General features: G+C 49.0%; 20 protein-coding genes, 1 other RNA gene and 1 riboswitch. Of the genes, 9 read left to right on the top strand and 12 right to left on the bottom strand.

Annotation, left to right across the window (positions count from 1 at the left end; genetic code table 11):
• Together MJO57_RS06855 and MJO57_RS06850 are read right to left on the bottom strand one after the other, a co-directional pair.
• Positions 1-1,125, bottom strand: coding sequence for a sensor histidine kinase KdpD (locus MJO57_RS06855; protein ID WP_252023971.1), 1,125 nt, complete (start codon positions 1,123-1,125; stop codon positions 1-3).
• 400 nt (positions 1,126-1,525) lie between these two features.
• Positions 1,526-2,698 carry a Na/Pi symporter gene (locus tag MJO57_RS06850; protein WP_252023969.1) on the bottom strand — a complete coding sequence of 391 codons (1,173 nt, stop codon included), beginning with the start codon at positions 2,696-2,698 and terminating at the stop codon, positions 1,526-1,528.
• 289 nt (positions 2,699-2,987) lie between these two features.
• Between MJO57_RS06850 and MJO57_RS06845 the strand changes: the two genes are divergently transcribed.
• On the top strand, positions 2,988-4,298 hold the full coding sequence (locus MJO57_RS06845) for an AAA family ATPase (RefSeq protein WP_252023967.1): 1,311 nt from the start codon (positions 2,988-2,990) through the stop codon (positions 4,296-4,298).
• Positions 4,299-4,311: 13 nt separating this feature from the next.
• On the opposite strand, the gene moeA is transcribed toward MJO57_RS06845, so the two are convergent.
• Positions 4,312-5,550: a molybdopterin molybdotransferase MoeA gene (moeA, locus tag MJO57_RS06840; RefSeq protein ID WP_252023965.1), complete on the bottom strand. Its 1,239-nt coding sequence runs from the start codon at positions 5,548-5,550 to the stop codon at positions 4,312-4,314.
• 444 nt (positions 5,551-5,994) lie between these two features.
• Here moeA and MJO57_RS06835 point away from each other — a divergent pair, with 444 nt between their 5' ends.
• On the top strand, positions 5,995-7,275 hold the full coding sequence (locus MJO57_RS06835) for a hypothetical protein (RefSeq protein WP_252023963.1): 1,281 nt from the start codon (positions 5,995-5,997) through the stop codon (positions 7,273-7,275).
• A 32-nt stretch (positions 7,276-7,307) separates the two neighbouring features.
• On the opposite strand, the gene mobB is transcribed toward MJO57_RS06835, so the two are convergent.
• Entirely contained in the window at positions 7,308-7,859 is a 552-nt protein-coding gene (gene mobB, locus MJO57_RS06830) for a molybdopterin-guanine dinucleotide biosynthesis protein B (protein ID WP_252023961.1), read from the bottom strand.
• Positions 7,860-8,285: 426 nt separating this feature from the next.
• A riboswitch (molybdenum cofactor riboswitch) is annotated at positions 8,286-8,430 on the top strand.
• Between mobB and moaA the strand changes: the two genes are divergently transcribed.
• Complete coding sequence (gene moaA / locus MJO57_RS06825; RefSeq protein WP_252023960.1) at positions 8,419-9,411, top strand: GTP 3',8-cyclase MoaA; 993 nt, start codon at positions 8,419-8,421, stop codon at positions 9,409-9,411. (Overlaps the previous riboswitch by 12 nt.)
• Before the next feature lie 284 nt (positions 9,412-9,695).
• On the opposite strand, the gene MJO57_RS06820 is transcribed toward moaA, so the two are convergent.
• Positions 9,696-10,754: an aldose epimerase family protein gene (locus tag MJO57_RS06820; RefSeq protein ID WP_252023958.1), complete on the bottom strand. Its 1,059-nt coding sequence runs from the start codon at positions 10,752-10,754 to the stop codon at positions 9,696-9,698.
• A 148-nt stretch (positions 10,755-10,902) separates the two neighbouring features.
• Here MJO57_RS06820 and MJO57_RS06815 point away from each other — a divergent pair, with 148 nt between their 5' ends.
• The 3 genes from MJO57_RS06815 to MJO57_RS06805 all read left to right on the top strand — a co-directional run bounded on the left by MJO57_RS06815 (position 10,903) and on the right by MJO57_RS06805 (position 13,513).
• Positions 10,903-11,130, top strand: a complete 228-nt coding sequence (locus tag MJO57_RS06815; RefSeq protein WP_252023956.1) for a hypothetical protein — start codon at positions 10,903-10,905, stop codon at positions 11,128-11,130.
• A gap of 93 nt (positions 11,131-11,223) precedes the next feature.
• Positions 11,224-11,613: a transfer-messenger RNA gene (ssrA, locus tag MJO57_RS06810) on the top strand.
• A 466-nt stretch (positions 11,614-12,079) separates the two neighbouring features.
• Positions 12,080-13,513, top strand: coding sequence for a hypothetical protein (locus MJO57_RS06805; RefSeq protein ID WP_252019822.1), 1,434 nt, complete (start codon positions 12,080-12,082; stop codon positions 13,511-13,513).
• A 58-nt stretch (positions 13,514-13,571) separates the two neighbouring features.
• Here the strand turns inward: MJO57_RS06805 and MJO57_RS06800 are convergent, their stop codons facing one another.
• The 4 genes from MJO57_RS06800 to MJO57_RS06785 all read right to left on the bottom strand — a co-directional run bounded on the left by MJO57_RS06800 (position 13,572) and on the right by MJO57_RS06785 (position 16,678).
• Positions 13,572-13,841, bottom strand: coding sequence for a hypothetical protein (locus tag MJO57_RS06800; RefSeq protein WP_252023954.1), 270 nt, complete (start codon positions 13,839-13,841; stop codon positions 13,572-13,574).
• A 102-nt stretch (positions 13,842-13,943) separates the two neighbouring features.
• Positions 13,944-14,801 (bottom strand): IS3 family transposase, encoded by an 858-nt coding sequence (locus tag MJO57_RS06795; RefSeq protein WP_252026969.1) that lies wholly within the window; start codon positions 14,799-14,801, stop codon positions 13,944-13,946.
• 11 nt (positions 14,802-14,812) lie between these two features.
• Positions 14,813-15,115, bottom strand: coding sequence for a transposase (locus tag MJO57_RS06790; protein ID WP_252023952.1), 303 nt, complete (start codon positions 15,113-15,115; stop codon positions 14,813-14,815).
• Between the two features lie 432 nt (positions 15,116-15,547).
• Positions 15,548-16,678: a hypothetical protein gene (locus MJO57_RS06785; protein WP_252023950.1), complete on the bottom strand. Its 1,131-nt coding sequence runs from the start codon at positions 16,676-16,678 to the stop codon at positions 15,548-15,550.
• Here MJO57_RS06785 and MJO57_RS06780 point away from each other — a divergent pair.
• The 3 genes from MJO57_RS06780 to ilvD all read left to right on the top strand — a co-directional run bounded on the left by MJO57_RS06780 (position 16,668) and on the right by ilvD (position 21,538).
• On the top strand, positions 16,668-17,501 hold the full coding sequence (locus MJO57_RS06780; protein WP_252023948.1) for a hypothetical protein: 834 nt from the start codon (positions 16,668-16,670) through the stop codon (positions 17,499-17,501). The two genes, MJO57_RS06785 and MJO57_RS06780, sit on opposite strands and share 11 nt — an antisense overlap.
• A gap of 477 nt (positions 17,502-17,978) precedes the next feature.
• Positions 17,979-19,199, top strand: a complete 1,221-nt coding sequence (locus MJO57_RS06775) for a hypothetical protein (RefSeq protein ID WP_252023946.1) — start codon at positions 17,979-17,981, stop codon at positions 19,197-19,199.
• Between the two features lie 497 nt (positions 19,200-19,696).
• Complete coding sequence (ilvD, locus tag MJO57_RS06770) at positions 19,697-21,538, top strand: dihydroxy-acid dehydratase (RefSeq protein WP_252023944.1); 1,842 nt, start codon at positions 19,697-19,699, stop codon at positions 21,536-21,538.
• A gap of 166 nt (positions 21,539-21,704) precedes the next feature.
• Here ilvD and MJO57_RS06765 read toward each other — a convergent pair whose 3' ends face one another.
• The 3 genes from MJO57_RS06765 to MJO57_RS06755 form a co-directional block, all read right to left on the bottom strand.
• The gene (locus MJO57_RS06765; RefSeq protein WP_252023942.1) at positions 21,705-22,061 is read right to left on the bottom strand and encodes a hypothetical protein; all 357 of its coding nucleotides are present in this window, start codon (positions 22,059-22,061) and stop codon (positions 21,705-21,707) included.
• A 211-nt stretch (positions 22,062-22,272) separates the two neighbouring features.
• Positions 22,273-23,322: a DNA polymerase III subunit delta gene (gene holA, locus MJO57_RS06760; RefSeq protein WP_252023940.1), complete on the bottom strand. Its 1,050-nt coding sequence runs from the start codon at positions 23,320-23,322 to the stop codon at positions 22,273-22,275.
• Positions 23,319-23,897, bottom strand: a complete 579-nt coding sequence (locus MJO57_RS06755; protein WP_252023938.1) for a hypothetical protein — start codon at positions 23,895-23,897, stop codon at positions 23,319-23,321. The genes holA and MJO57_RS06755 overlap by 4 nt, the downstream gene beginning before the upstream one ends.
• Between the last annotated feature and the right edge of the window lie 21 nt (positions 23,898-23,918).

Below are 23,918 nucleotides of genomic sequence, written 5' to 3'. Positions count from 1 at the left end.
TCACTTTATTATTTCCCGTGCGCTTTTGCTGATGATGGGGAGTTGTACTTCAACCAGGCTACCCCTGCAGGTCAGACTGGTAATCTGTATCTGACCTCCCAACCGCTCAATACTGGCCTGGCTGAGTAATAAACCAATCCCGAGGCCATCTTCTTTTAAGCTACCGGGTCTCCTTGATAAGGCTTCCCGGTTCTTCTTATTTGTACTGGCTGAGCTTTTCAGGGGCAGGGGAGAGTTGGTTTCGGTGAAGCCTGTGCCTTGATCCAGGATCTGTATTGTCAGGTTTTGGCTATTGTGCATCACGTTTAGCGAAACCTGACCCGGACTCGCATCTTCTGCATTAGCCAGTAATGAAGTCATGGTTTGATACAGTGTCAGATCGCAGGGAATAGCTATTGCGGCCGGCCATTGAGAAGCGTTGTAATGCAGCCCGGATTCTGGTCGGAAAAGTTGCCATTGTTGAATGACCTCTGAAAGAAAATCCTGACTATCGATACTTTCAATACCCTTAGATTGGTTTTGGGTTACTAACTGTTGAAGCCTTTTCTTGCATTCATCAACCTGGTCCCTGAGAAATTTCAAGCGTTCAGCCAGTGCCTTGTTCTGATATTCGTCCTGAAGATCCTGTAGAACAATGGCCATTGTCGTTAATGGCGTTCCCAGTTCGTGGGCTGCCCCGGCGGCTTGGAGGGCAATGGCCAGAATGCTTTCATCTCTCAGCTGAAGCTCTCTACTGATGGCAGTGTCTCTTTGTTGTTTTCTCAGGGCTGATGCCATCCGCTCGACGAAGTAATTGATAAGGCATGCGCTGACAACAAACGCCAGCCACATGCCAAGCAAATGAATGTCAATCATTAGCTGGTGTTCTGGCACGTAAAGTTCCGAACCAGACGTGGCTGGCACATACCATTTCATCAGCAGGGTATAGAGTAAAACCGCACTGAACGTCGCCCACCAGCTGTATTTCACCGGGAGCAGTGCTGCGCCAATACAGACAGTTATCAGGCAGGTCGATACCAGTGGATTGGTATAACCACCGCTGAAGAATAAGAGCGTGCTCTGGGAAAGCAGGTCCAGCAATAGTTGAACAAAGAACTCCTGATCGCTGACATTCCTTTTGAACACTTGTAGCCGAAGGATTGTGCCGGTGATCAGGAGAACGTTCATTAAACCGGTCAGGACAAGCCCGATTATCGGGATCTCAAAATAAAAACTGGCCAGGAAAAAGACGATACATTCAAAAGCAATGAGGGTTCCACGCAGCCAGCACAAGCGCTTGAGGTTATCTGCACCGGCTGAGAGGTTCAGTGTTTTGTTCTGGAGCGTTTTGTTCTGAAAAGTCATCATTGAGGCTGCACTGTGCTCACGTATCTGACACTTTAGACTCGGAAGTGCGTTTTTTTATCCCGATCAGTTAATTGAATGTTGAGTAATAACTCTGTTTCAAGGCGTTAACCGATAAAAAAAGACCTGCAATGCATTCAAAGCAGAGCAGGTCCTGTGGTATGTAATGCTATCTCTGCAATCAGGCTGTCAGAAAAATGATGATGCCTGGCAAAATGAAAAAGGCAATGAACAGATAGGCAAAAGCGTAAATTCTGTTCTTAACGGCCAGATCAGAGAGTTTGTCTGCCATAAACAGCGGTATTTCTCTCAGCCACTTGATACCGCAAATCAGAACAACAGCACAGAAGTTGAAGAAGAAATGCACCATGGCGATGGTCAGTGCTGGCAGGGCCGCAGGACCGGTAATGGCGGTGGCAGCCAGCAACGCCGTGATGGTTGTACCGATATTAGCGCCCAGGGTGAAAGGGTACATCTGCCGTACAGTAAACAGGCCATTGGCCACCATCGGTACCATCAGGCTGGTAGTGGTTGATGAAGACTGAACCATCACTGTCATGGTCATACCGGACAGAATGCCGCTGATTGGACCACGGCCAATAGACCTGTGCAATGCATCCTTGGCTTTACCCACCATCACTTTCTTAAGCAGCTTGCCCAGGCGAACCACTGAGAAAAAGATCAGCACAATACCAATAGCAATCATGGCAACGCCAGAAAGCGTGCTGTCCGGCAATACCGATACAAAACCTTTAATAATGTCTTCTGCCGGAGAGGTTAACGGGTCAATAAAGTTCAGGCCTTTCATTGACATATTCTGACCGCCAACCAGCATTCCTGCGACGGAAGAGGAGAGCTTGCTGAGGAAGCCTGTGAACAGTTCCAGAGGCAGAAGAATCAGAACCGCCAACCAGTTGAAGAAGTCATGAACCGTAGAGGCTGCAAACGCCTGCTTGAACTCTTTATGGCAGCGAATATGGCCCAGGCTAACGATGGTGTTGGTAATGGTCGTGCCGATGTTAGCCCCCATAATCATCGGGATCGCCATATGAACAGGCAGGCCACCGGCAACCAGGCCGACAATAACGGAAGTGACGGTACTGGAGGATTGTACGAGCGCTGTCGCCAGTGTGCCCGCCAGTAGCGCCATGATGGCATTGTTGGCAAAGCTGAACAGCTGTGCTGCCGCTTCAGTGCCACCCACCGCCATTTTAAAGCCGGAGCCGATGACACTGACAGCGACCAGCAGAGCATAGATCCACAGAACAACGCGCAGCCAGATACGACCGTAATGGCGCGTGGTCATGGTTTCGAAATCAGCGCCCTGTGAAGAAACGGATGTCATTTCAGACATAGAGAGTGCACCCTGGTGCTTAAAAGTTGATGATAAAAATATCCATTCTTTATGACAGTTTTATGACAGTTTCTTCACAAAACTGACATATGTGCGTCTCATTATGTCAGCAGACATAACCAGTCAGTTTGTTTGACTAACAAATCGTTTAACGAGAGGAGTTTTTTCGCTGAACTGCTGTCCGAATTACCATAAGTATGCATTGAAAGTCAGCGCAGAATGTGAGCCGTTGAATGCAAAACTTATCGCATTAAAAAACCAGAGTTGATTATCTTAAAAGCAGGTCATTATGTTCACACTTTCTTGGCAGTTTGGTTCTGAATGGACCCAGTCTTCACCCCAGACATTTGATCAGACGGTGGATGCCCTGGAAAAACAAATCAGTGAAACGTCTCTGACTAAATGGTTTCTTCGCTCAGTTTCCCTGGTAGCCAGCCTGGAAGCATTGAGAATCAGCAGGCCCTATGTTGGTGATGGCGGAGCGGTAGCCATAACGTTGGGTACTATAGTTTTAAGTCGCGTACTGACCCACAAACTGCTGGTGCAACCAAAAATTAACCGGTTGCGCCAGGAGTATCGCCTGTTAAGCGATCAGCTTGAAAGGCAACAACAGGCCGACTCTGACTCGCTCCAAGAGTTGCGCAATATGAGCGGTGTGGAGAACTTGAAAGCACACGCCGAAAAATTGCAACAAAAAATGATCGTTCGAAAAATGCGAAAAAAAGCCGGCCTTAAGTGCGATGATTTATCCCGGGGTCATATGCTGTTTACCGGCAATCCGGGTACGGGAAAAACCATGTCTGCTCAGATGATAACGCATATTTTGTATGAGCTTGGAATAATTAAGGAAGACAAAATCGTAATGGCAGACCGATCCGGGCTGATTGCGAAGTTTATGGGGGAAACCGCTCTCAAAACCGAGCAGCTGGTTAATTCAGCGAAAAATGGCGTATTGTTCATCGATGAAGCATACAGCCTCATCCAACCTGGTTCTGCTGGGGACTTTGGCCCTGAAGCCCTTGCAAAATTGTTGCTCATGTTGGAAAAACCCGAGGTCAATACCGTCGTCATCATGGCCGGATATCGAAAGCAAATGGAACAATTGATGGCGTCTAATCCGGGTCTTAGATCCAGAATTCCGGTAAAGATCCATTTTGAGGATTACAGTGACGAGCAGTTAATTAAGATATTCCAGTTTATGTGCGTTAAAAACGGTTATCAGCTCGCTGAAGATGCCTTCGATGTTTGCAAAGAAAAATTATCAGATATCCAAAAATATGAGGGTGACCACTTCGCTAATGCCCGGAGTGTCAGGAATTTTTTTGAGCGCGTCCAATTGATTCAGGAGTGTCGGCTCGCTAAAGAAATCGGCGAGCAATCTGATGGTAGCCATGGGACTCCACAGGAGGACTCTTTGACTCCTCAAGGCAACAGCTCTGTCGATCCCGTTGCCGACGATCCCGCTGCCGACGATCCCGCTGCCGATGGTGTTAAACCATTAATGGAGTTGTCAGTATCCGATTTGGAATTGGCTGCAGCGGATTATCAATCTCAGTCTGTATCCCGGGATTCAGGTGACTGGAAAGGCATGTTCTACTGATCAGTTGTTACAATCACTGCAGAAGTTCATCAAACAGCTGCACCTTGACCCGTTCCCCGGCCTGTTTATCGCCATCTTCCTCTGCCAGCACGATATAGCAGTCAGACCCGCTCATCGTGCTGAGCACACCGGACCCCTGATGACCGGTCGACAGGACCTGAAGTTCACCGGATTCATGGTAAACCAGCCTTCCTCTCTGGAAATCCCGACGGCCCGGTCGCTTCCTGAGCTGGGTTTCAGTGGTCAGTGTGAGTTCAATTTTTTGTTCCGGCTGCTGGTTCATCATATGGCGCAATGTTGGCGCAGCCAGCTGCTGAAAGGTGACGGTAGCCGACACGGGGTTGCCGGGCAGGCCAAAGAAGACACTGTTCGGAAGCTGCCCAAAGGCAAAAGGCTTGCCCGGTTTGATGGCCAGTTTCCAGAAGCCGGTTTCCCCCAGCTCATCAAGAATGTCTTTGGTGTAATCGGCATCTCCGACAGAGACACCGCCGGAACTGATCACCGCGTCAGCTTCTCGATCGGCCCTCAGGAAGGCTTCTCGCAGGGCCGCTTTATCGTCAGGAATCTTGCCAAGGTCGATGATGTCGACTGCCAGTTTTTTTAGCATGGCTTTGATAACAAAACGATTACTGTCGTAAATATCGCCCGGTCCCAGTGGTTCACCCGGGAGTTTCAGCTCATCACCTGTTGAAAAAACTGCAACTCTGACTTTTCGATATACTTTGACCTGAGCAATACCCAGTGAAGCCAGCAGGCCAATATCCTGAGGGCGTATTCTCCGACCTGGTGTGAACACCTGAGCGCCTGCCGGAATATCTTCTCCCGCTTTACGGATATTGTTACCCGACTTGACCGGTTTCTGAAGAAAACGAATGCCTTGCTCCGTGGCCTCAGCCTGCTCCTGCATGATAACCACATCGGCACCCGGCGGAATGCTGGCCCCCGTCATAATACGGATACACTGTCCGGCAGGAATCTCCCCCGAATAGGGGTGTCCGGCCAGGGACTGTCCTGCCAGAGGTAAGGTGTCACCGCTTTGCAAATCCTTCACAGCCAGGGCATAACCGTCCATGGCCGAGTTATCATGGGCGGGGACGTTGATAGGGGAGATGATCTGTTCAGCAAGCACCCGGCCCAGGCTCGACTCAAGAGCTACTGTTTCCGTGCCTGATACCGGATTAGTGTCGTTGATTAGCCGGGACAGCGCGACCTCCAGCCGCATTAGCCCATCGGTTGCACAGCAATCACTCATTGTTGATACCACCTGGTGTGAAATGAATAAAAAAACATAAAAACTTTGAGCGGGGAATCTACACTCTTAGTGTTTTCTATGAAAGGTGTACTTATGTTCTCTTCATTCAGATCGGTGGTCATCTCTCTGTCCTGTTTGCTGCCATTGTCTGTACAGGCAACGTGCGGGTCGGACAATAGCTTGGGTTGTAGCGGTTTCGAGTCAGCTGTCGGGGCAACTGCTTCCCACTATCGATGTTCGGATGACGTAGCAACGGGTACGCATGTCTCTGCTTATCAAGATCCTGAGCACCAGTTTTATGGTATGAAGGTTCCACGGGAACACCTGCGTTATCTCAATGAACTGCTGGACTGGGTTGACCGGACAGGGTTGTCTGATCAGCAAACCCGGGCTGCCCAACAGTTCTGAGCTGAACTCGGTGAGCGGGAAAAAGAGGTGCTGGCCATGCTCAATGATCAAAATAGCGTGGCACCGGAAGACGGCAGTTTGCTGCTGTTTTTCTTGAATCATCATGATTCAGCCCTGACTGAACGGCTTCAGCAGCGGCTTGGCCTGCCAGATTCAAGCATCAGTACCGATGACTTTAAACGTCTTTTGCCGTCTTTAAGTGGCAGCAAGAGCGATAACGAAAGCTATAACTTAAGCGGCGATAGCATGTTATTTGAGGTCCCGATCGAAGGCAGGCTCGACAGCGGTGGCAACCTGTACAATTTCACCAAGTATGCACAGCTGGACCCGGGCTGGAGTACCAGTCTGGCTTACTATCTGGGATACCGGATGGGACATATCACGCTGGCACCAGTAGGTGAGCCGGTCACCGTGGATTTCAGTGACCAGGATGATGTATCCGTTCTGGTGGTGGGTGACTGGGGTACCGGCTACTGGGATGACGGGAGCAATCCGTCACCGGCACAACAGGTCATGTTGTCCATGCAACAACACCCGGCAGAAATCACCATTCACCTGGGCGATGAATATTATGCCGGTACCGAGAAAACACTGACTGGCCAGCCTGGTGAAGAGGCCTTTAACTTTACCAGCATCTGGAATCCCGGAACTCCTTACTCATTTGCCCTGGGTTCCAACCATGGTATGTACGATGGTGAAAACGGTCTGCGCTACATTACGCTCAATTCAACCAAGTTCGCCAGCCAGAAGCAGGCCACTACCTTTGCCATTCTGTTGAAAGACTGGGTAATAGTCGGGCTTGATAGTGCCCGCTATGACAATAGTGACCTTTTTCTTAAAGGCGCATTGAACGAAGCCCAGGGCAACTTCCTCCATCAAATGGGGCAAACCGGAAAAAAAGTGATGGTGGTCACCCACCACAACGGCCTGACTCTGGACGGCACGGAACAAAATAATCCGCTCTGGGGTCAGGTTCATGACTACCTGGGCAGAGATCCTGACTACTGGATCTGGGCACACATTCATCAGGGCGCTGTTTACTCGAACCAGTCTGCCGCCGGTTCAACCGTTGCCCGCTGCTGGGGCCACGGCGCCATTCCGGTGGGACGTGCTTCGGTAATGTACCAGTCCGATGGTTCGCTGGTTCCTGAGGTAGCCTACTACAGTGACACGCCTTATCCTGATCCCGATAGAGAACAGGAGCTGCGTATTCTTAACGGCTATGGGCTACTGAAGTTTTCCGGTACCTCTGTAACCGAGCAGATGTTTGATCAACACGGTACGTTACAATGGCAGGATACGCTCAATTTTGATTAATGGTCTGATCCGGTTTTGCTGGCTACAGTCTGTCAACAGCTTGCCGTGTAACTGATCATATAGTCAGCAATATAGTCAGCAATATTTGCCGGGTTGTTGATATCCAGCTCGGCCAGATCCTCTGGCAGTGTGATGCCCGGATTGCCATCCCAGGCGATGGCGATAATATGGGGGTCATCGGTAAACAGGAACGGCTTTTCATAATCACGGCGATGAAGCTCGATTTTAGGGATGGGAGCATCTCGAAAACCTTCCACCAGGATTAAATCCAGCTGATCCTGGTTGAGCAGCTGCAGTTGCTCCTGTAGTTGTCGCTGGTAACCATTTGGGTACTCGGTATAGCAAATAGAGCGGCCAGGCATGCTCAGCACCAGCTGGCTGGCACCGGCATGGCGTAAACGATAACTGTCTTTTGCTGGTGGATCGGGTTCTATTGTATGGTGCGAGGCTTTGACCAGACCCGTTCGCAGCCCTCTGCTACCTAAAATTGGCAGGAGTTTCTCAATAAGCGTTGTCTTACCAGTACCGCTGAAGGCAGCGATACCTATCACCGGGACGGTGGCACTGATTTTTGGGGTCATCATAGAAGGAGTCTTTCGTTTTCTGCTACCTGCTTCTGGCAGGATTCAGGACATGCAATTTCCACAGCCATTGTGCATATGTTTTGCCAGTAAAAAACGATCCAGGGTGCATGCAGCGTAACGTCAACAGGCCATAGTATCTCGGTCGGCCTGCATTTGACCGGTTCAGTGGCTCGCCAATCCGCTAAACGCCGGTAGGACACCGGTGACTTTCATAAAGCAAAAAGTTCATCAGGATAGCAGATTTACTTATGAATCCAAGCAAACAATAGTGTCTGATGTCATGGTTTTTCGAGAAATAAGCAGGTAGGATTCACTTGACTGTTGATAAAACGATCTCAATAGTCCCATAAGCAATATGACTTTTATTTTTTTTAAACAGCCACTTTAACAGCCACGAGAGGCTGGTTAACGTTGTGATTAATTGAATCAACAAGCGAGCGCCGACTTCGGTACCTAATGGGTGTCACCCTATGGACCGGAAGCCGCAGTCAGAGCATGTCACTGGCTGCCAGGGTTGCAGAAGAAATTCTGTGGCCTCCCGCGATTGGAAAGGTGTTCTATGCATTCTTATTTACAAGAGCTGCAGGATCTTCAGGGACGGAAATTCCCTTACTTGCGGCTGTCAGTCACAGACCTGTGCAACTTCCGTTGTAACTACTGTTTGCCTGACGGCTGCCTTGACCATCATCACAGTAAAGCCATAACGATTGACGAAATACGTCGTCTGGTCACCGCTTTTACTGCGGTCGGTGTGGAAAAAATTCGCCTGACCGGTGGGGAACCTACCTTACGTCAGGATTTTTCCGACATTGTCAGAACCATCAAGCAAATCCCCGGCGTAAAGAAGCTGGTCATGACCACCAATGGCTACAAAATGGATCAGCGGGTCAAGGATTGGCTGGATGCGGGTATTGATGCCATCAACGTCAGTGTCGACAGTCTTGACCCGCGAGCCTTTGAGCTGATTACCGGTCATAACCGGCTGCGGGAAATTCTGACCGGTATTCAAAACGCTTTTGATCATGGTCTGCCATCCATCAAGGTTAATGCAGTGGCAATGAAAGGCATTAACGATGATGAACTTGATGCTTTTCTTGGCTGGGTCCGGGACTATCCCATCTCTATTCGCTTTATCGAGTTGATGCAAACCGGGAACAACCAGGATTTTTTTCAGAAGCACCACTTCCCGGGAAAAAAGATTCAGGAACTGCTACTGGAACGCGGTTGGGTAAGAAAAATGCGCCTGGCCGATGCCGGGCCTGCCCAGGAATATTGCCACAGTGATTATGAAGGTACTGTTGGGTTGATTATGCCTTACAGCAAGGATTTCTGTCACGATTGCAATCGACTGAGGGTGACCAGTCTGGGGCAGCTCCAGCTATGCCTGTTTGCTGAGTCCGGCATTGATCTGAGAGATCTTCTGCAAAGTGATGATCAACAGGAAGTGCTGGTGGCTCGAATTCGAGATTCGCTCCGGCTTAAAGAAGACAGTCATTTCCTTGAACAGGGCTGGACTGGCGGAACTCAAAATCTGTCTCAGATGGGAGGCTAGTTAATGCCAGCAGAGCCAGGTAATTTCATTAAACGAAGACTGAGTTAAGGTTTTAGCAAACCGTTACACGGATACAGCACAAACTGGGGCAAATGGCTCAAACGGGAAGATGGAACGTGCCCAATGGGAAAGTATGACAAATAGATTTCCCGGCTATAAACGATCCATTGATGACATCAAGGTTCAGGTCAGACACGTCATATCGAAAAAAATGGAGATTCTTTAAAGCCAGTTGCTGCAGACTTTGATTGCCTGCAGTACCTGACCCATTGCTCAGCACAAAGTTAGATCAAACCAAACCGGAACACCGTTTTTTCCTGATACGTTTCACCAGGATTCAGCTGAGTTATTGGAAACTCAGGACGGTTTGGCGAATCCGGAAAATGCTGGGTCTCCAGACAGAAACCTGCCCGCATGCCATATTGGCGGCCACCGCGTGCAGGCTCACCTGCCAGATAGTTGCCGGTATAGAACTGGACCCCCGGCTGTGTGGTAAGCACTTCCAGGGTTCGGCCACTGTCTGGCTCTTCTACCCGGGCGACAGGTCTCATAGGCCGTTCACTACTTCTCTCCGTCCAGATAACCCAGTTATGATCATATCCTCTGGCCTGCTTCAGCTGCACAAAGTTCTGGTCAATATCCTGGCCAATGGGCTTCATGCACGTGAAGTCCATGGGGGTATTATGAACCGGCTCAATCTCGCCGTAGGGAATGGACGTTTCATCCGTCGGCGTGAACTGGCTGCAGTGAATCTGCAGCTGGTGGCTCAGGCAGTCGTCACTGCCGTTGAGGTTGAAATAGGTATGGTTGGTCAGGTTAACCACGGTGGGGGCATCCGTCGTTGCCCGATACTCAATACCAAGTTCGTTCTGGTTATTCAGGGTATAGGTAACCGCAGCATTGAGTTTGCCGGGGTAACCCTCTTCACCATCTTCTGATTCATAGTAGAGGGACAGTGTACAGAGGCCATCTTTCGTATGTGCTTCTGCCCGCCAGAGATGATGGTCAAACCCAGCTTTACCACCATGCAGATGATTCGGTATATCGTTGCAGGCCAGCTGAAACACTTTACCCTTGAGTTCAAATTCGCCTTTGGCGATACGGTTGGCATAGCGGCCAATAATGGCACCGAAATAAGCGCCGGATCGCTCATAATCCGCCACCGAATCACAACCCAGGGTAACCTCGCCCATATTTCCCGCTTTATCCGGAACACGAATGCTCTGGATAATTCCCCCCATGGTCAGAATGGTGACTTCCATGCCTTGCTGGTTACAGAGCCGGAAGGCATAAACGGGTTCACCGGAGCGAGAGGCTCCAAACACTTCCTGAAAAATCTTCATAAATACGCCATTGCTCTGAAAAACAAATTTCCAACTTTCACGGCAACTTTCACGGCAACTTTCACGGCAACTTTCACAGAAAGTTGAGTGAGGCCTGAGGGCACATGATTATTTGTAACCCTTCGATACGTAAAGAAAAATTTGCATAGTGAGTGGTATCACCAAAGATAGTTATAGTATCAAGAGCTGGTACATCAATTCACTGTCAGACATCATGTTTGATGAGTGTGCATGGAAACTTCGGCTGGAAAGTCTGTCTGCTGGCCTGATGTTTGACGGAATTTGCTCATCCACCCCGGGCCGAATCGATCTGGACGGAAACAAGGCAGAAGAGTGCGGCTGGCTGAAAACGTGGTCGGCTTTATTATCAAATTGATCCGTCTTGTGGTGAATAGAAAGCGTGCTTTAGCCACTGATTATTGTCCAGATATTGCGACGCAGAGCTCTATGCTCTATAAATGTAAGATCTGGGGGCGATTCGGATTCGACGACGGTATCGAACCCTGAGGTGCATGCCGAGGACGTAGTGGTTCTCGTTAATCAAAACACTACAAACCTATTAGTTGCCAAAACTGCAGCTAACGATAGTTCTTACGCTCTTGCAGCGTAATCGTAGCTAAACCCTACGAGCTATCCAGTCTGTCCGGCTCGTCTGCTGGCTGGTTTTTCAGACTGTCATCGTAAGCAGACTCGCCACGATCAGCAGGTCTCTGGCTGACGGGCTAAAACCTGTGGGAATCGCATTGCAGAACCCCGACCACTGGGTCGCTGCAGTGTTAAATATAAAGGTGGATCTAAGCATGTAGAGCCGAAGGCTGAGAGCTGGCGGACGCGGGTTCAAATCCCGCCGCCTCCACCACCAAATCTGACTCAGGCCGACACAGGCAGAGCCAGGCAGATTAAAGGGCGTAAATTCAAAAGTTTACGCCCTTTTTCTTTTTAGGGTTGGTCTGCCTGAGTCTGCCTCAGTCTGCTCAGAAAAGCCCCTTAAACGCCCCCCACCACCCCTCAAACGCCCCTCAAAGTGAAAAAAACACCCCTCAAACACCCCTCAGGATTGGTAGCGACAGACCAGAAAACCAGAATTTGATATAGCCAGAAAGAGCCACAATTTGATATAGCCAGAAAGAGCCACAAAAGAGAGCAGCCACCCAACCAGGGCAGCCCAAAAAGACATGGGTGAAAGTCTCATATTGATCACACCCACAGGCCTTGAGCTACAGCAAACAGACGTAACACCAAATTTTTCAACCTGAATGGAGAGCAGCCAAACACAGCTATGATTCTAACAGCAAACAAAGAGTCAACTGTGAGAGGCCGCTCCGATGGAAGTATGTCAGCCACTAACCAAAGTCGCCAATGATTCCTGTCCTGCTATTGACCAACTGCAGCAAAAACTGACCCTCCTTCGTCAGTCCAATAATCCAATCCAGCATTTTGAGGATCATGAAAACGAGATTCACTCCCTCTTTATTCAGGCGGAGCGAGAAATACTGGCAGAAGAACTGCAAAAATTAGACATCAATAAAGCTTCTATCGAAGTGAATGGGGTCGTGTATCACCAGGCATTACGCAGCTATCAAACCTACCAGTCAGCAGCAGGACCTGTCCGGGTATTGCGCAGCCTCTACCGCAATGCCGGGGATAAGTGCATTGTCCCTTTAGAGCTCAAGGCTGGCGTTGTAGAAGGCTACTGGTTACCAAAGGCTGCGAAGCAAGCAGCATGGATGGTTGCCCAGTTGCCGCCCGCGGACGTAAAAAGCTTACTCGATCTAATGGGGAATATGTCACCCTCAACCAGCTCTCTGGCACGTCTTCCCAAAAAACTCAACGAACAATGGGAGCAGCACCTTGACCCTTTCGAGACCCTTCTCGCGGAGAATCTCACAGTACCGCCTGACGCGGTGACGGTAGCTGCTTCCCTTGACGGTGTGATGCTACCAATGAAAGACGGCAAGCGTCAGGAGAAACGTGAAAAGAGTGTTGCTGATGGCAAACGTACCCGAGGGCCAGCAGGTTGTCAGGAGGCCAGTTGTGGAACACTGTCGTTTTACGATGACCAGGGAGATCGCCTCTCTACGATCAGGATGGGACGAATGCCTGAAAGCAAGAAAGCGACATTGAAAAAATCCCTTTCAAACCTTCTGGATAAGGTGCTTCAGCAAAAGCCAAATCTGACTCTGGTCAAAGTGGCAGATGGAGCCCGGGACAATTGGACATACTTCACCAAAGAGCTACCGGAGGGAGAAGAAATTGTTGATTATTACCATGCGGCAGAACACCTGAAGAAGGCATTTGACCTGGCTTACGGTGAAAATAGCGCGAAGTCCAAAGAGAAATTCAGCACCTACCGACATATCCTGAAGGAGGAGCCGGGTGGGGTTGAAAAAATAATCAAGGCACTGGCTTACCAGCATAGCAAGCATCCCCGCCGATCGAAATTAAAGACAGAGTTAAAGTACTTCAGAAAAAACCGGTTACGGATGAATTATGCAGAACACCTGTCGCGCAACCTGCCCATAGGCTCAGGGGTCATTGAGGCGTCCTGTAAAACGCTGGTTACACAGCGAATGAAGTGTTCGGGAATGCGTTGGCGGTGTCCCGGGGGGCAAGGCATTCTGACACTCAGGTCACTAATTCAAAGTGGTTGGTTCGACTGTGGCTGGATGCTGCTGTCGGTAACGTACCGGGCTAAGGTAAATATGGTCAGTGATAATGTGATTCCATTTTCATCAGGGAAGGGTGATCTTGAACGTTAGTACTCATCAATATGAGACTTTCACCCAAAGACATGGTGAGTGAAACAGAAAGGAAGGATTACTGAGCAGCAGAAAGAGGCTGGTCACCACTGAAGCGAGATTTGGGAACATACTTCTCAGCGGACTTTTCCAGCCAGCCACCATAGTGACGGTTAAGCATCTCTATCCCGGTATGTCCCATCTGATTCGCAATCCACCAAGGATTCTCATTATCCTTGATCAACATATGGGCATAGGTATGTCGGGTTTGATAAGGGTTTCGGTAACGCAGGCCTGATCGCTTGATGGCAGGATGCCAGGCAAACTTGCGAACTTCCGAGTCATTCATCCAGTGTCTTGCTTTCAGCGGGTGATGAAAAACGAAATCACCTTCAAGGAAAGTATGTGCTTTCTGACGCTGTGTAGTGGTCAAGTAAAAATGGACACCTGATTAAGCCGCTTTCCTGAGTTCTTGTTGTTCAAAGTCCACAGGGCTCATGTAACCAAGATAAGAGTGAAGTCTGCGGTTGTTGTAGAACAAAATATAATCAACAACTGTCGCCTCAACATCTGCCCTTGTTTCGAAAATATAATGGTCAGTCCTTTCTCGTTTCATACTGCCAAAAAATCGCTTCGTTACCGCATTATCCCAGCAATTTCCCTTACGACTCATACTGCATATCATGCCGTATTCCCTGAGCTGAGCCTGATAGTCCAGCGAGGCGTACTGGCTTCCCTGATCTGAGTGGTGAAGCACTCCCGAACCAGGCTTACGACTCCACCACGCCATTCTCAAGGCTTCCAGCGGCAGCTCTGTGGTCATGCGCTTGTCCATTGACCAGCCTACTATCTTCCGGGAATAGAGATCCATAACCACTGCCAGATACAGCCAGCCTTCGCGAGTCCATAGATAAGTGATATCAGTCGTATAGACCCTGTTTGCCTCTGTGACAGCAAACTCCCTGTTCAGAAGATTTTCTGCTACCGGAAGCTTATGCTTGCTATTCGTCGTCACCTTGAATTTTTTTGCATACTTCACAACCAGTCCCAAGCGCTTCATCAGTGTTGCTGCTTGATAGCGGCCAATATTGTAACCCTTGCCTTGCAGGGCTTTTGCCATTCTCCGGCTGCCATATGAGCGATCGGAGTCGATAAAAATTTGTTGTGCATCAGAATCCAGGCGGAACTGCTTGGCCAGAGAGTCCTTCTGATGTTCCTGTTGATTCTGCCAGCGATAAAAGCCACTGCGCCCAACCTGCATTACTTTACAGAGCACCTGCACCGGATAGGCCTCCTTCTCCTGTTGTATAAATGCAAATCTTACAACAGGTCTTTCGCGAAGAAGGCCGTCGCCTTTTTTAATATTTCCTGTTCCATTTTCAACTGGCGGTGTTCAGCTTCCAGCTCTTTTATTCGCTGCTGATCAGGCGTCAAAGCTTGCTGCCCTTTGCCTGGAAAAGACATTTCCTTTTTTTCATCCTGTTCCCGTATCCAGCGTCTCAGGTTGCCATCATTGATACCAAGACTTCTGGCAACCTCTGTTACAGCCTGCTTCTGCTCCACTACCATGGCAATGGCTTTACGCTTGAATTCCGGAGAATAATTTTTACGCTGCTTTGTCACTTTCTACCTCGTCACTAACTGCACTATTGTGCTTAACGAGGTGTCCTAAGTCATTAAACCACTTCAAATTGCCTGATGCCAATGCCTTTTTGGAACTGAATGGTATTTTTACACATCAGTTTTACCTCCAAAAAAACATGACTATCGACGTTTATTATAGCTGCTGGCTCATAACGTACGATCAGTGGTAATCAGGATGGAATTTGAGGTGTTGAGAGGCAGCAGCATTGGCGGTGTTGGCATGTCGCAGTTTATGAAAGTGGTGCAAGCTTTATAGCTTGAAACAGATATTAAGCAGTAGTTTTATAAGTAAATTGATATCTGATACCCCCCCGCACATATCATATGTGCGGGGGGATAGTACATTCCCATCTTGCAGAGGCTGATCGCATAAACGATGCCTTCACTTTGGCATCTTCATTCATCAAAAATTTAAGATAGCCGACATTCAGTAGGTTGTTCTTCTGATATTGAGCTTGATAACTGCGAATCATCGCTTGTTCTCGATATTACCTCACGGGCCACATCCAAAGCACTTTTGTTTTCACGGCGGAACTGCTCTAATTCTGATAAACTATAACCGAAGTCACTACAAGCTATTTGAAGGCGGCGAGTTCGATCGCCAGAATCTAAAAAGATAGCAATGTGCTTAAATGTTGAATTTTCAAGTATACCCAGCTCAGGGTTATTAATGTATTGCTCAAGAATTTTTACCTGCCTATCAGGCATCACTCTCTTAGTATTAATTCCTTGAGCAATAAGCTGATCATATCCTGATAGTGAAAGAGCAAAATTTCTACCACTAAATGCATGAATTCGGGCTGCAGATGAGTCAATCGAGTCAAATGTTCTACTGTTGCTAGATTCTTCATTTGCTATCAACTGAACGATAGGTAGGTCGACGAAACCATGCTCAGCTTCACCAACGACTTTAACAATATTATTCTTTGTTAGAAAATCCAAACATCCTATGTTTTCAGTATAGTTTTTGATTAGCATTAATGTAGTTATTTGTTTGTTTTCATCGAAGTCAGGCTCAGTATAGGTACGTCGACTTCTATCTGTTGTAGAAAATGGTAGTGAGCACTGCATAAATTCTTCTCCATTTTCTTGATTTAATCTGAGTCCGGAAGAACCATCATGGTGTTTAAATTGCTCAGTTACCACTTTGTAAGTTTTATCACTGTAAGGACATACGTAATCAAACGTGGCTGGCTTTGTTGAAATACTGGCTGATCTGTCACTAATATTAACTTGTTGTGGCTGGCTACTTGTGGCTGGTTGATTGTTGTCGCTTTTTATGTGGCTGGGTAAATCTTGTTCTTCTGCTAACCTACAGCCATTACTTGACTGTGTATTTAGTGAACTTGTCTGTTCATATGCAGGTATATGCCCAGAAGTATTCTGTATTGGATTCATGGTAAAATCTCCTTTAGATTGCACAAGTTTGTCCGTTTTTATTTTAAAAAGTTCCATTTGCGGAAATTTCCTGCCTGCTAAACAATAAATAATTTCCCCATGCTGACCGGGTACCCATACAGGAACCCACACCATGGCCAGCAATAACAGTGTACTCAATATCGTTATCCGGGCTCGGGATTTAGCCAAGGGAGCCCTGCAGAAAATAACCAAGAGCATCCGCAGAGTCGGCAATGCCAGCGACAACACCAGTGAAGACCTGCAGCAGATGGGGAGCGTCAGCAAGCACACCTCTGCTGACATGAAGAAGATGGGCAAAGCAGGCAACCAGCTGAACAAAAGTTTTACCAGGCTCGGGAACAGAATTCGAAATTTGGTCGCTGCCAGCCTCAGCTTTTACGCCCTAAAAAAATCCGTGCAGGGCGTCCTCGAAACCAGTGACCAGTTTGAGCGCCTGCAGATTCAGATGAACGCAGTGATGGGCAGCGTGGCGGGAGGCGAGCGAGCCACCGAGTGGATCAAGGAATTCACCAAAGCGACACCGCTGCAACTGGATCAAGTAACAGAAGCCTTCAACACAGTAAGCACCGCTCTCGGTCAGCTTCGATCGACCTTTGAGTTCACCGGCAATTTTATCAAGGTGGTGTTCAATACTTTTACCATGAGCGTGAAAGGTTTTGCAGCGGGCATCCTGTCGGTATTGGCAGAGATCATTTACGGCTGGCAGAAAATCTTTGAAGTGGCCGGTCTGGTTACCCTGGAAGAAAAGTTTACCAGTGCCACCAACCTGATGCGGGATCAGGCAGCCGCTTTTAAAAAAGAAATGATGGTCGATGCGAAGGACATTAAAGATGCGATGGCTGGCATGTATCAGTCTTTCGAGACTTCCAGCAAAACCGCCAACGCCAACGTCCGCAACGACAGAAAGATCACCTGGAAGATGATCCAGGAGGAACAGAACCGCTAAAAGAAGCACTGGATGAAACCAGCGACAAACTCAAAGAGACCGGCGACACCGCCAAACAGGCTTTCAAAGATGCTGCCGATGCCATGGCACAGATCAGCAGCGCCGAAACCCGAACCGAGCTGGCTGCGCTCGGAGTGGCTTTAGCTGAGTCATTGCAAGCCGGGATTATCAGTGAAAAACCGGGGTGATATAGGGTCCGCCCCGCTTTGCAAGGAAAACTTTTCCATCATGACTAAAGAGTAAGGGAGGAACTATTATAGGAAGGTATGGTCTCAAGCCGTAATTAGATAATTCAATAATTCAATGGCTGATCCATATTTTAACCGACACTCCTCGTATTCGGATGTCCAGAAAGCATACGAACCCGAACCTGTTGTGCCCAGCAGTGATTCCGTTTTGAATGACTGTCCGCAACGGAATAGCGTAGCGTTCGGGCTGGAAGTTCAGCAAACTGCACCAAACAATCATCTAAACACCATGAGTCCATATGGTGAAAACTTCCATAATCCATTCAATGATTACCGCTTTCCAAAAGTGCTAGTGAGGGTTGTTTATCATCAAGAACCTGAGCAAAGTGGGCCGTTAGACTTATCAGATAAAACCAAGGCATATCAACAAAGCGACGAAAATATTCTATTTCAAACCGGCCAATCAGAATTGAGAATCGATCGCGTTTGGAGTGTGGCCGTTGAAGCGAGCTCTCAGTCACGCTCTATTAATGCTAATCATTCTCCAATTGATTCAACGTTAAAAGGCTCTGCTGGAAGTGGCTTTTCAGGTATGGGGCAATCCACCTTGCAAATCTCATCAGTTGATGATTGCAACCTTCATCAACTTGGATATATTCCTGATCAAGATTGCATTGATACATTTTCCAGGCTTGAAGCCCCCATTGCAATTATTACCCCGCAACTCGATAGTGCACAGCTTCAACAAAATACGTCTTCTGCTAGAAATGTGTTTAAGTTTAATGCTTCTGCTTCCGTTTCTGGCGAATCTCTGACTATCTCTCCTGATAAAGCTTCCCAGAAGTTTTATCGTGAATCTGATAAAGGGAAGGGTTCCCGGAAGGCTTCCCAGAGGGCTTACGCACAGTCTGATAAAGGGAAGGCTACCCGGAAGGCTTACCGTGAATCCGATAGAGGGAAGGCTTGCCAGAAGGCTTACGAACAGTCCGAGAAACGGAAGGCCGGCCAGAAGGCTTATCGTGAATCTGATAAAGGCAAGGCTTCCCAGAAGGCTTATCGTGAATCTGATCGAGGCAAGGCTTCCCAGAAGGCTTATCGTGAATCTGATCGAGGGAAGGCTTCCCGGAAGGCTTATTGTGAATCCGATAAAGGGAAGGCTTGTCGGAAGGTTTACGAACAGTCCGAGAAACGAAAGGCTTACCAAAAGGCTTACCGTGAATCCGATGAAGGGAAGGCTTACCATAAGGCTTATCAGAAGGCTTATGCACAGTCCGAGAAACGGAAGGCTTCCCGGAAAGCTTACCGTGAATCTGATATAGGGAAGGCTTACAATAGGGTTTACCATAAGGCTTACCTTAAGGTTTTAAGGAATACCGGTGATAGGGAACAAGCAAAAACCGCTGGTAGGCAAGCTGCCGCTTTCATAAAAGAATCAAATAAAGCCAAGAATAGTGAGCTTGAATCAACATCCATTTCTCCTCTCCCATCCCTTGCTCCTCAAGTGGACTGAAAATTCAACAATAGAAGGGTAAGGTTGCTTTCAAACAATCAGTTTAAAGTTTGCCAGTCGGTAAAGGACAAGCAAGAGCGGGAGCACGTTTATGAAATATCCGGGTTGGAGTAGCTCACAAAAAACGAGTTAGGTGATTTGGCTATAAGTAGCGGAGTCAGACAAATCGTCTGAATTTTGATATTCTAACCGACCGCCATCAGATGGCGATGGAAACCCCGTCAGCAAAGGATTGTGATGATTTCCCAGGAGGCTGACCGAGAATAGCGCCCGTAGCGAGGATGGCAGAAAATTGAGGGTAAAAATTCGGTTTTGTGAGGAGAATTGCGCGCTATTTGACGAACAAAAGTGGATTTTTAGACCAATTTGCTGCCACCGCAGTAGGGCAGCCTATTCTCGGTCAGCCTCCTGGTAAGTCACCGTACACAGACAGATACAAGAACAATTGTTATCAGATCGAGAGCCTTGCGATTGACCGTTAGTAGAGGGACTGTTTCATGCCAGCTTATCGCTCCAGAACATCAACCCATGGTCGTAATATGGCCGGAGCCCGTGCGCTATGGCGGGCAACGGGAATGAACGATGGGGATTTCAACAAGCCCATTATTGCGGTTGCCAACTCATTTACCCAGTTCGTGCCTGGTCATGTTCATCTGAAAGACATGGGGCAACTGGTTTGCCGTGAAATTGAGCAGCATGGTGGTGTTGCCAAAGAGTTCAACACCATTGCCGTGGATGATGGTATCGCCATGGGCCATGATGGCATGCTTTATTCGTTGCCCAGCCGGGACATCATTGCTGACTCGGTTGAATATATGGTCAATGCCCATACTGCCGATGCGCTGGTCTGTATTTCCAACTGTGACAAAATCACGCCGGGCATGCTGATGGCGGCCATGCGTCTGAACATCCCGGTGGTTTTCGTGTCCGGTGGCCCGATGGAAGCGGGAAAAACCCGGCTGGCTCAGCACGGACTTGACCTGGTCGATGCCATGGTGATTGCGGCTTCGGATGCGGATGATGAAACCGTTGCAGAATATGAGCGTTCAGCCTGTCCGACGTGTGGTTCCTGCTCAGGCATGTTTACTGCCAACTCCATGAACTGCCTGACGGAAGCCCTTGGCCTTTCCCTGCCGGGCAATGGCTCCATGCTGGCGACTCATGCTGACCGTAAACCGCTGTTTTTGCAGGCGGCTCGTCGTATTGTTGAGATTACCCGACGTTATTATGAACACGACGACGACCGTGTTCTGCCAAGATCCATCGCCAGTTTCAAGGCGTTTGAAAATGCCATGAGCCTGGATATCGCCATGGGGGGATCGACCAATACCATCCTTCACCTGCTGGCGGCGGCGCAGGAAGGTGGCATCCCGTTCGATATGCGCAATATTGATGAATTATCCCGGCGGATTCCCCAGCTGTGTAAGGTGGCCCCGAACACCCGGAAATACCATATGGAAGATGTTCACCGGGCGGGCGGTGTGATGGGGATTCTTGGCGAGCTGGATCGTGCCGGACTGCTGCATAATGATATTCCCATGGTGCACAGTGACACGGTCAGTGACGCTCTTTCCCATTGGGATATTATGCAAACCCGTGATGAGTCCGTAAAAACGTTCTTTAAGGCGGGTCCTGCCGGTATTCGTACTACAGAGGCATTCAGCCAGGATTATCGCTGGGCAACGCTGGATGATGACCGGGCTGATGGCTGCATCCGCTCACTGGACCATGCTTTCAGTACCGAGGGGGGGCTGGCTGTTCTTTATGGCAATATTGCCGTCGATGGCTGTGTTGTCAAAACCTCCGGTGTGGATGATGACAACCTGGTTTTCGAAGGCCCTGCCCATGTCTGTGAAAGCCAGGAAGATGCGGTGAGCGATATTCTGGAAGATCGGGTGAAGCCGGGAGAAGTGGTGATCATTCGCTACGAAGGGCCAAAAGGTGGTCCGGGTATGCAGGAAATGCTCTATCCCACCAGTTACCTTAAATCCAGAGGGTTGGGCAAGGCCTGCGCGTTACTGACGGATGGACGCTTCTCCGGGGGGACTTCCGGTTTGTCCATTGGCCATGCTTCTCCTGAGGCTGCATCCGGAGGTGCCATTGGACTGGTAGAGAATGGGGATGTTGTCCGGATTGATATTCCCAACCGAAGCATTAATGTCCAGTTGACCGAAGAAGCACTTGCCGGGCGACGGGCAGCAATGGACGCGAAGGGAAAAGGTGCCTGGCAGCCGGTTAAACCTCGGCCACGAAAGGTCTCTACTGCACTTAAAGCCTACGCGCGAATGGTAACCAGTGCGGATAAAGGTGCCGTTCGGGATTTGAGTCTTTTCGACTGAGCCTGTTAACGAAGCAGAACAGCTGACTTCAATAGACGTCAGCTGATTAGCTTCTTACATACACAAAATCCGGGGTTGATCAGCGAGGTTCTTTTTCGCAGATCTGTAAGGTGTTGTTGTAAGAGTCGCCCCGTATAACGCTTTGCTGTTCGTTGCATACGGGGTTTTAATTCACTTTGCTGGTTCTGTCCGGTTTGGAGAGCACATCCCTGGCCTTTTCCAGGGCAACATACTCGTCAACAAACCAGCCTACACACCGCTCAGTGCTGATCGGTACCCTTAAATCATTTACGGGCTGGTAAACAATCCACCATCGCTCTTCCGGTCGGGGATCGTTATACACGAAGACATATTTCATATCGCTCCGGTCGGTAATGGAGACCGTTACCTGATCGTATGGCGTATGTGGGCATGTGTCTTCCATCAGAAACACATAAGTAGGCCTGCCCTGATTAAACTCAATGTATTGGAACTCCTCCATCTGGCGAAAGGTATTGAGTGCCTGCTCGATGTCAGCATTCATAAGGTGGGTGGGAATGTTGTTATCCCGCGAAAATCTGCCGTTCAAAAACGGCTTTTCAAAAAGGAAAGGTCTGGTCATAGTGCATAGTCCATTAAACATTATTTTAATATTTGACCGTGCGTACCAGATTAGGTTCCATGATCATGCTCAACGACCGTACTCAGGGGCGTGTTATTGATGAAATGAGCCCGGAAGTCGCAGCGTTTGTGATTCAGGTAATGGCGTTTATGGGCGACAAGCCTGCCAGATTCAGAGTCAGGGTCAGCAGCCCATCCCAGGCGTTACCTTTATCCAACCCTTTGATACAGCGATCAATCTTTCCTGTATACAGCAGCATTTGCCGCAGGTTCCGTTCGCTGCTCCGGCGAATGGCCTTTTCCAGCAATGACTTTCTGCGCTTGAGCATAAATGGCGCAAACCCCAGTGCTTTAGCGGATTGTTCAATGGCCAGATCACTGGCAAGCCCCCGGGATAGCTGGCGACTCAGGTGGCTGAGCAAGCGGATCTCCCTGGCCAGGGCCCACAGAATGATCGGAGGCTCGATGCCTTCACCTTTCAGAATGCCAAGGATGCGCACACACTGTTTGATATTTCCTTCAAGGGCCGTATCCAGCAGTTGAAACACATCATATCGGGCATTATCCGAAACCGCTTCACGGACGGTAGCTTCATCGATGGTTTTGTCCTTTGCCAGAAGCTTGAGCTTTTCCAGTTCCTGGGATGCCGCCAGAAGGTTACCTTCCACACGCTCGGCAATCAGGCTCAGGGCGTCCGGGGTTGCCTGGTAGCCAGCCATTTTCAGCTGTTGATTGAGCCAATTGGGTAACTGTCCGGATTCGATCGGCCAGATGGTGATAAAGACGCCGGCATGCTCCAGGGCTTTGAACCATTTTGATTTCTGCAGGGTGTTATCCAGACGCTCAGTTACCATCAATAGCAGGTTATCGGGTGAGGGATGGCTGATGTATTCCAGCAGCGCTTTACTGCCTGAATCTCCGGGCTTGCCATTGGGTATCCGCAGTTCAAGAATCTGCTTCTGGGCAAACAGGGACAGGCTGTTGGCCGTGCTGAGAAAATCCCCCCAGTCAAAGCCGTTTTCCACATGATAAACATGGCGTTCAGAAAAGCCGCTGTCCCTGGCATATTGGCGAATCTGATCACAGCACTGGGCAACCTGAAGCGGTTCATCACCACTGACAATGTAGACGGGAGCCAGCTGTCTCTTCAGCTGTGCGCCCAATTGGTCAATACGAAGCTTCAAGGTTGGGTATTCCGGTTCGGTTCACTGTTTTCCATCTGTACTTTCAGCGCATCCCTGGCCCTTTGGGCTTCCTCTGACAGCTCTGCCTCTGAGAGGTTGTGGATACGGCGCAGGGTGGTGGCAATCAGTTCCTGTTGCAATTCAGCAAGGATAATCGATTGCTCTGATTCGGCCGCATTCGGTGCGTCCTGATTCTGGGTAATGTAGCGTTCACGGCTTAACTGAACCGGAGAGAACAGGGGAAGGCCAGAGGAGGTCTGCAACTGGTAGACCACATTCATGGCAATTCTCTGCTCAAAATAGCCGGCACTGGCAACGGTTTGTTGATCAACCTCACGTTCGACGTTGACGATGTTGATTTGCCATGGCGCGGTCTGGTCGCTGATATTAATGCCACTGCGCTCCATGGCTCGGGAAAGGTAGCGCTGATAGACAGGGTCATTACCCGTGACCGACAGTTGCCTGATCTCACCACCAGTACTCATTGCACCTCTCAGGTGGAAGCCACAGGCCGCCAACAGGCTGGTTAACAGCAGCAGAGCCAGTATGGTCACTGAACGAAAGGGGTAAGTCATGATCTCTCCGTGGTCCACCAG

Origin of the sequence: Endozoicomonas sp. SCSIO W0465, from assembly GCF_023716865.1 — a bacterium.
Taxonomy (GTDB): Bacteria; Pseudomonadota; Gammaproteobacteria; order Pseudomonadales; family Endozoicomonadaceae; genus Endozoicomonas.
The sequence above is the reverse complement of the archived record's forward strand: the minus strand, read 5'-3'. Positions and strand labels throughout refer to the sequence as shown.

What these genes read in the sequence shown, in the direction of transcription:
- MJO57_RS06850 (WP_252023969.1), bottom strand. Translation starts at nt 2,698, where the DNA reads ATGTCTGAAATGACATCCGTTTCTTCACAGGGCGCTGATTTCGAAACC.
- MJO57_RS06845 (WP_252023967.1), top strand. Translation starts at nt 2,988, where the DNA reads ATGTTCACACTTTCTTGGCAGTTTGGTTCTGAATGGACCCAGTCTTCA.
- moeA (WP_252023965.1), bottom strand. Translation starts at nt 5,550, where the DNA reads ATGAGTGATTGCTGTGCAACCGATGGGCTAATGCGGCTGGAGGTCGCG.
- MJO57_RS06835 (WP_252023963.1), top strand. Translation starts at nt 5,995, where the DNA reads ATGCTCAATGATCAAAATAGCGTGGCACCGGAAGACGGCAGTTTGCTG.
- mobB (WP_252023961.1), bottom strand. Translation starts at nt 7,859, where the DNA reads ATGATGACCCCAAAAATCAGTGCCACCGTCCCGGTGATAGGTATCGCT.
- moaA (WP_252023960.1), top strand. Translation starts at nt 8,419, where the DNA reads ATGCATTCTTATTTACAAGAGCTGCAGGATCTTCAGGGACGGAAATTC.
- MJO57_RS06820 (WP_252023958.1), bottom strand. Translation starts at nt 10,754, where the DNA reads ATGAAGATTTTTCAGGAAGTGTTTGGAGCCTCTCGCTCCGGTGAACCC.
- MJO57_RS06805 (WP_252019822.1), top strand. Translation starts at nt 12,080, where the DNA reads ATGGAAGTATGTCAGCCACTAACCAAAGTCGCCAATGATTCCTGTCCT.
- MJO57_RS06800 (WP_252023954.1), bottom strand. Translation starts at nt 13,841, where the DNA reads ATGAATGACTCGGAAGTTCGCAAGTTTGCCTGGCATCCTGCCATCAAG.
- MJO57_RS06780 (WP_252023948.1), top strand. Translation starts at nt 16,668, where the DNA reads ATGGCCAGCAATAACAGTGTACTCAATATCGTTATCCGGGCTCGGGAT.
- MJO57_RS06775 (WP_252023946.1), top strand. Translation starts at nt 17,979, where the DNA reads ATGAGTCCATATGGTGAAAACTTCCATAATCCATTCAATGATTACCGC.
- ilvD (WP_252023944.1), top strand. Translation starts at nt 19,697, where the DNA reads ATGCCAGCTTATCGCTCCAGAACATCAACCCATGGTCGTAATATGGCC.
- MJO57_RS06765 (WP_252023942.1), bottom strand. Translation starts at nt 22,061, where the DNA reads ATGAATGCTGACATCGAGCAGGCACTCAATACCTTTCGCCAGATGGAG.
- MJO57_RS06755 (WP_252023938.1), bottom strand. Translation starts at nt 23,897, where the DNA reads ATGACTTACCCCTTTCGTTCAGTGACCATACTGGCTCTGCTGCTGTTA.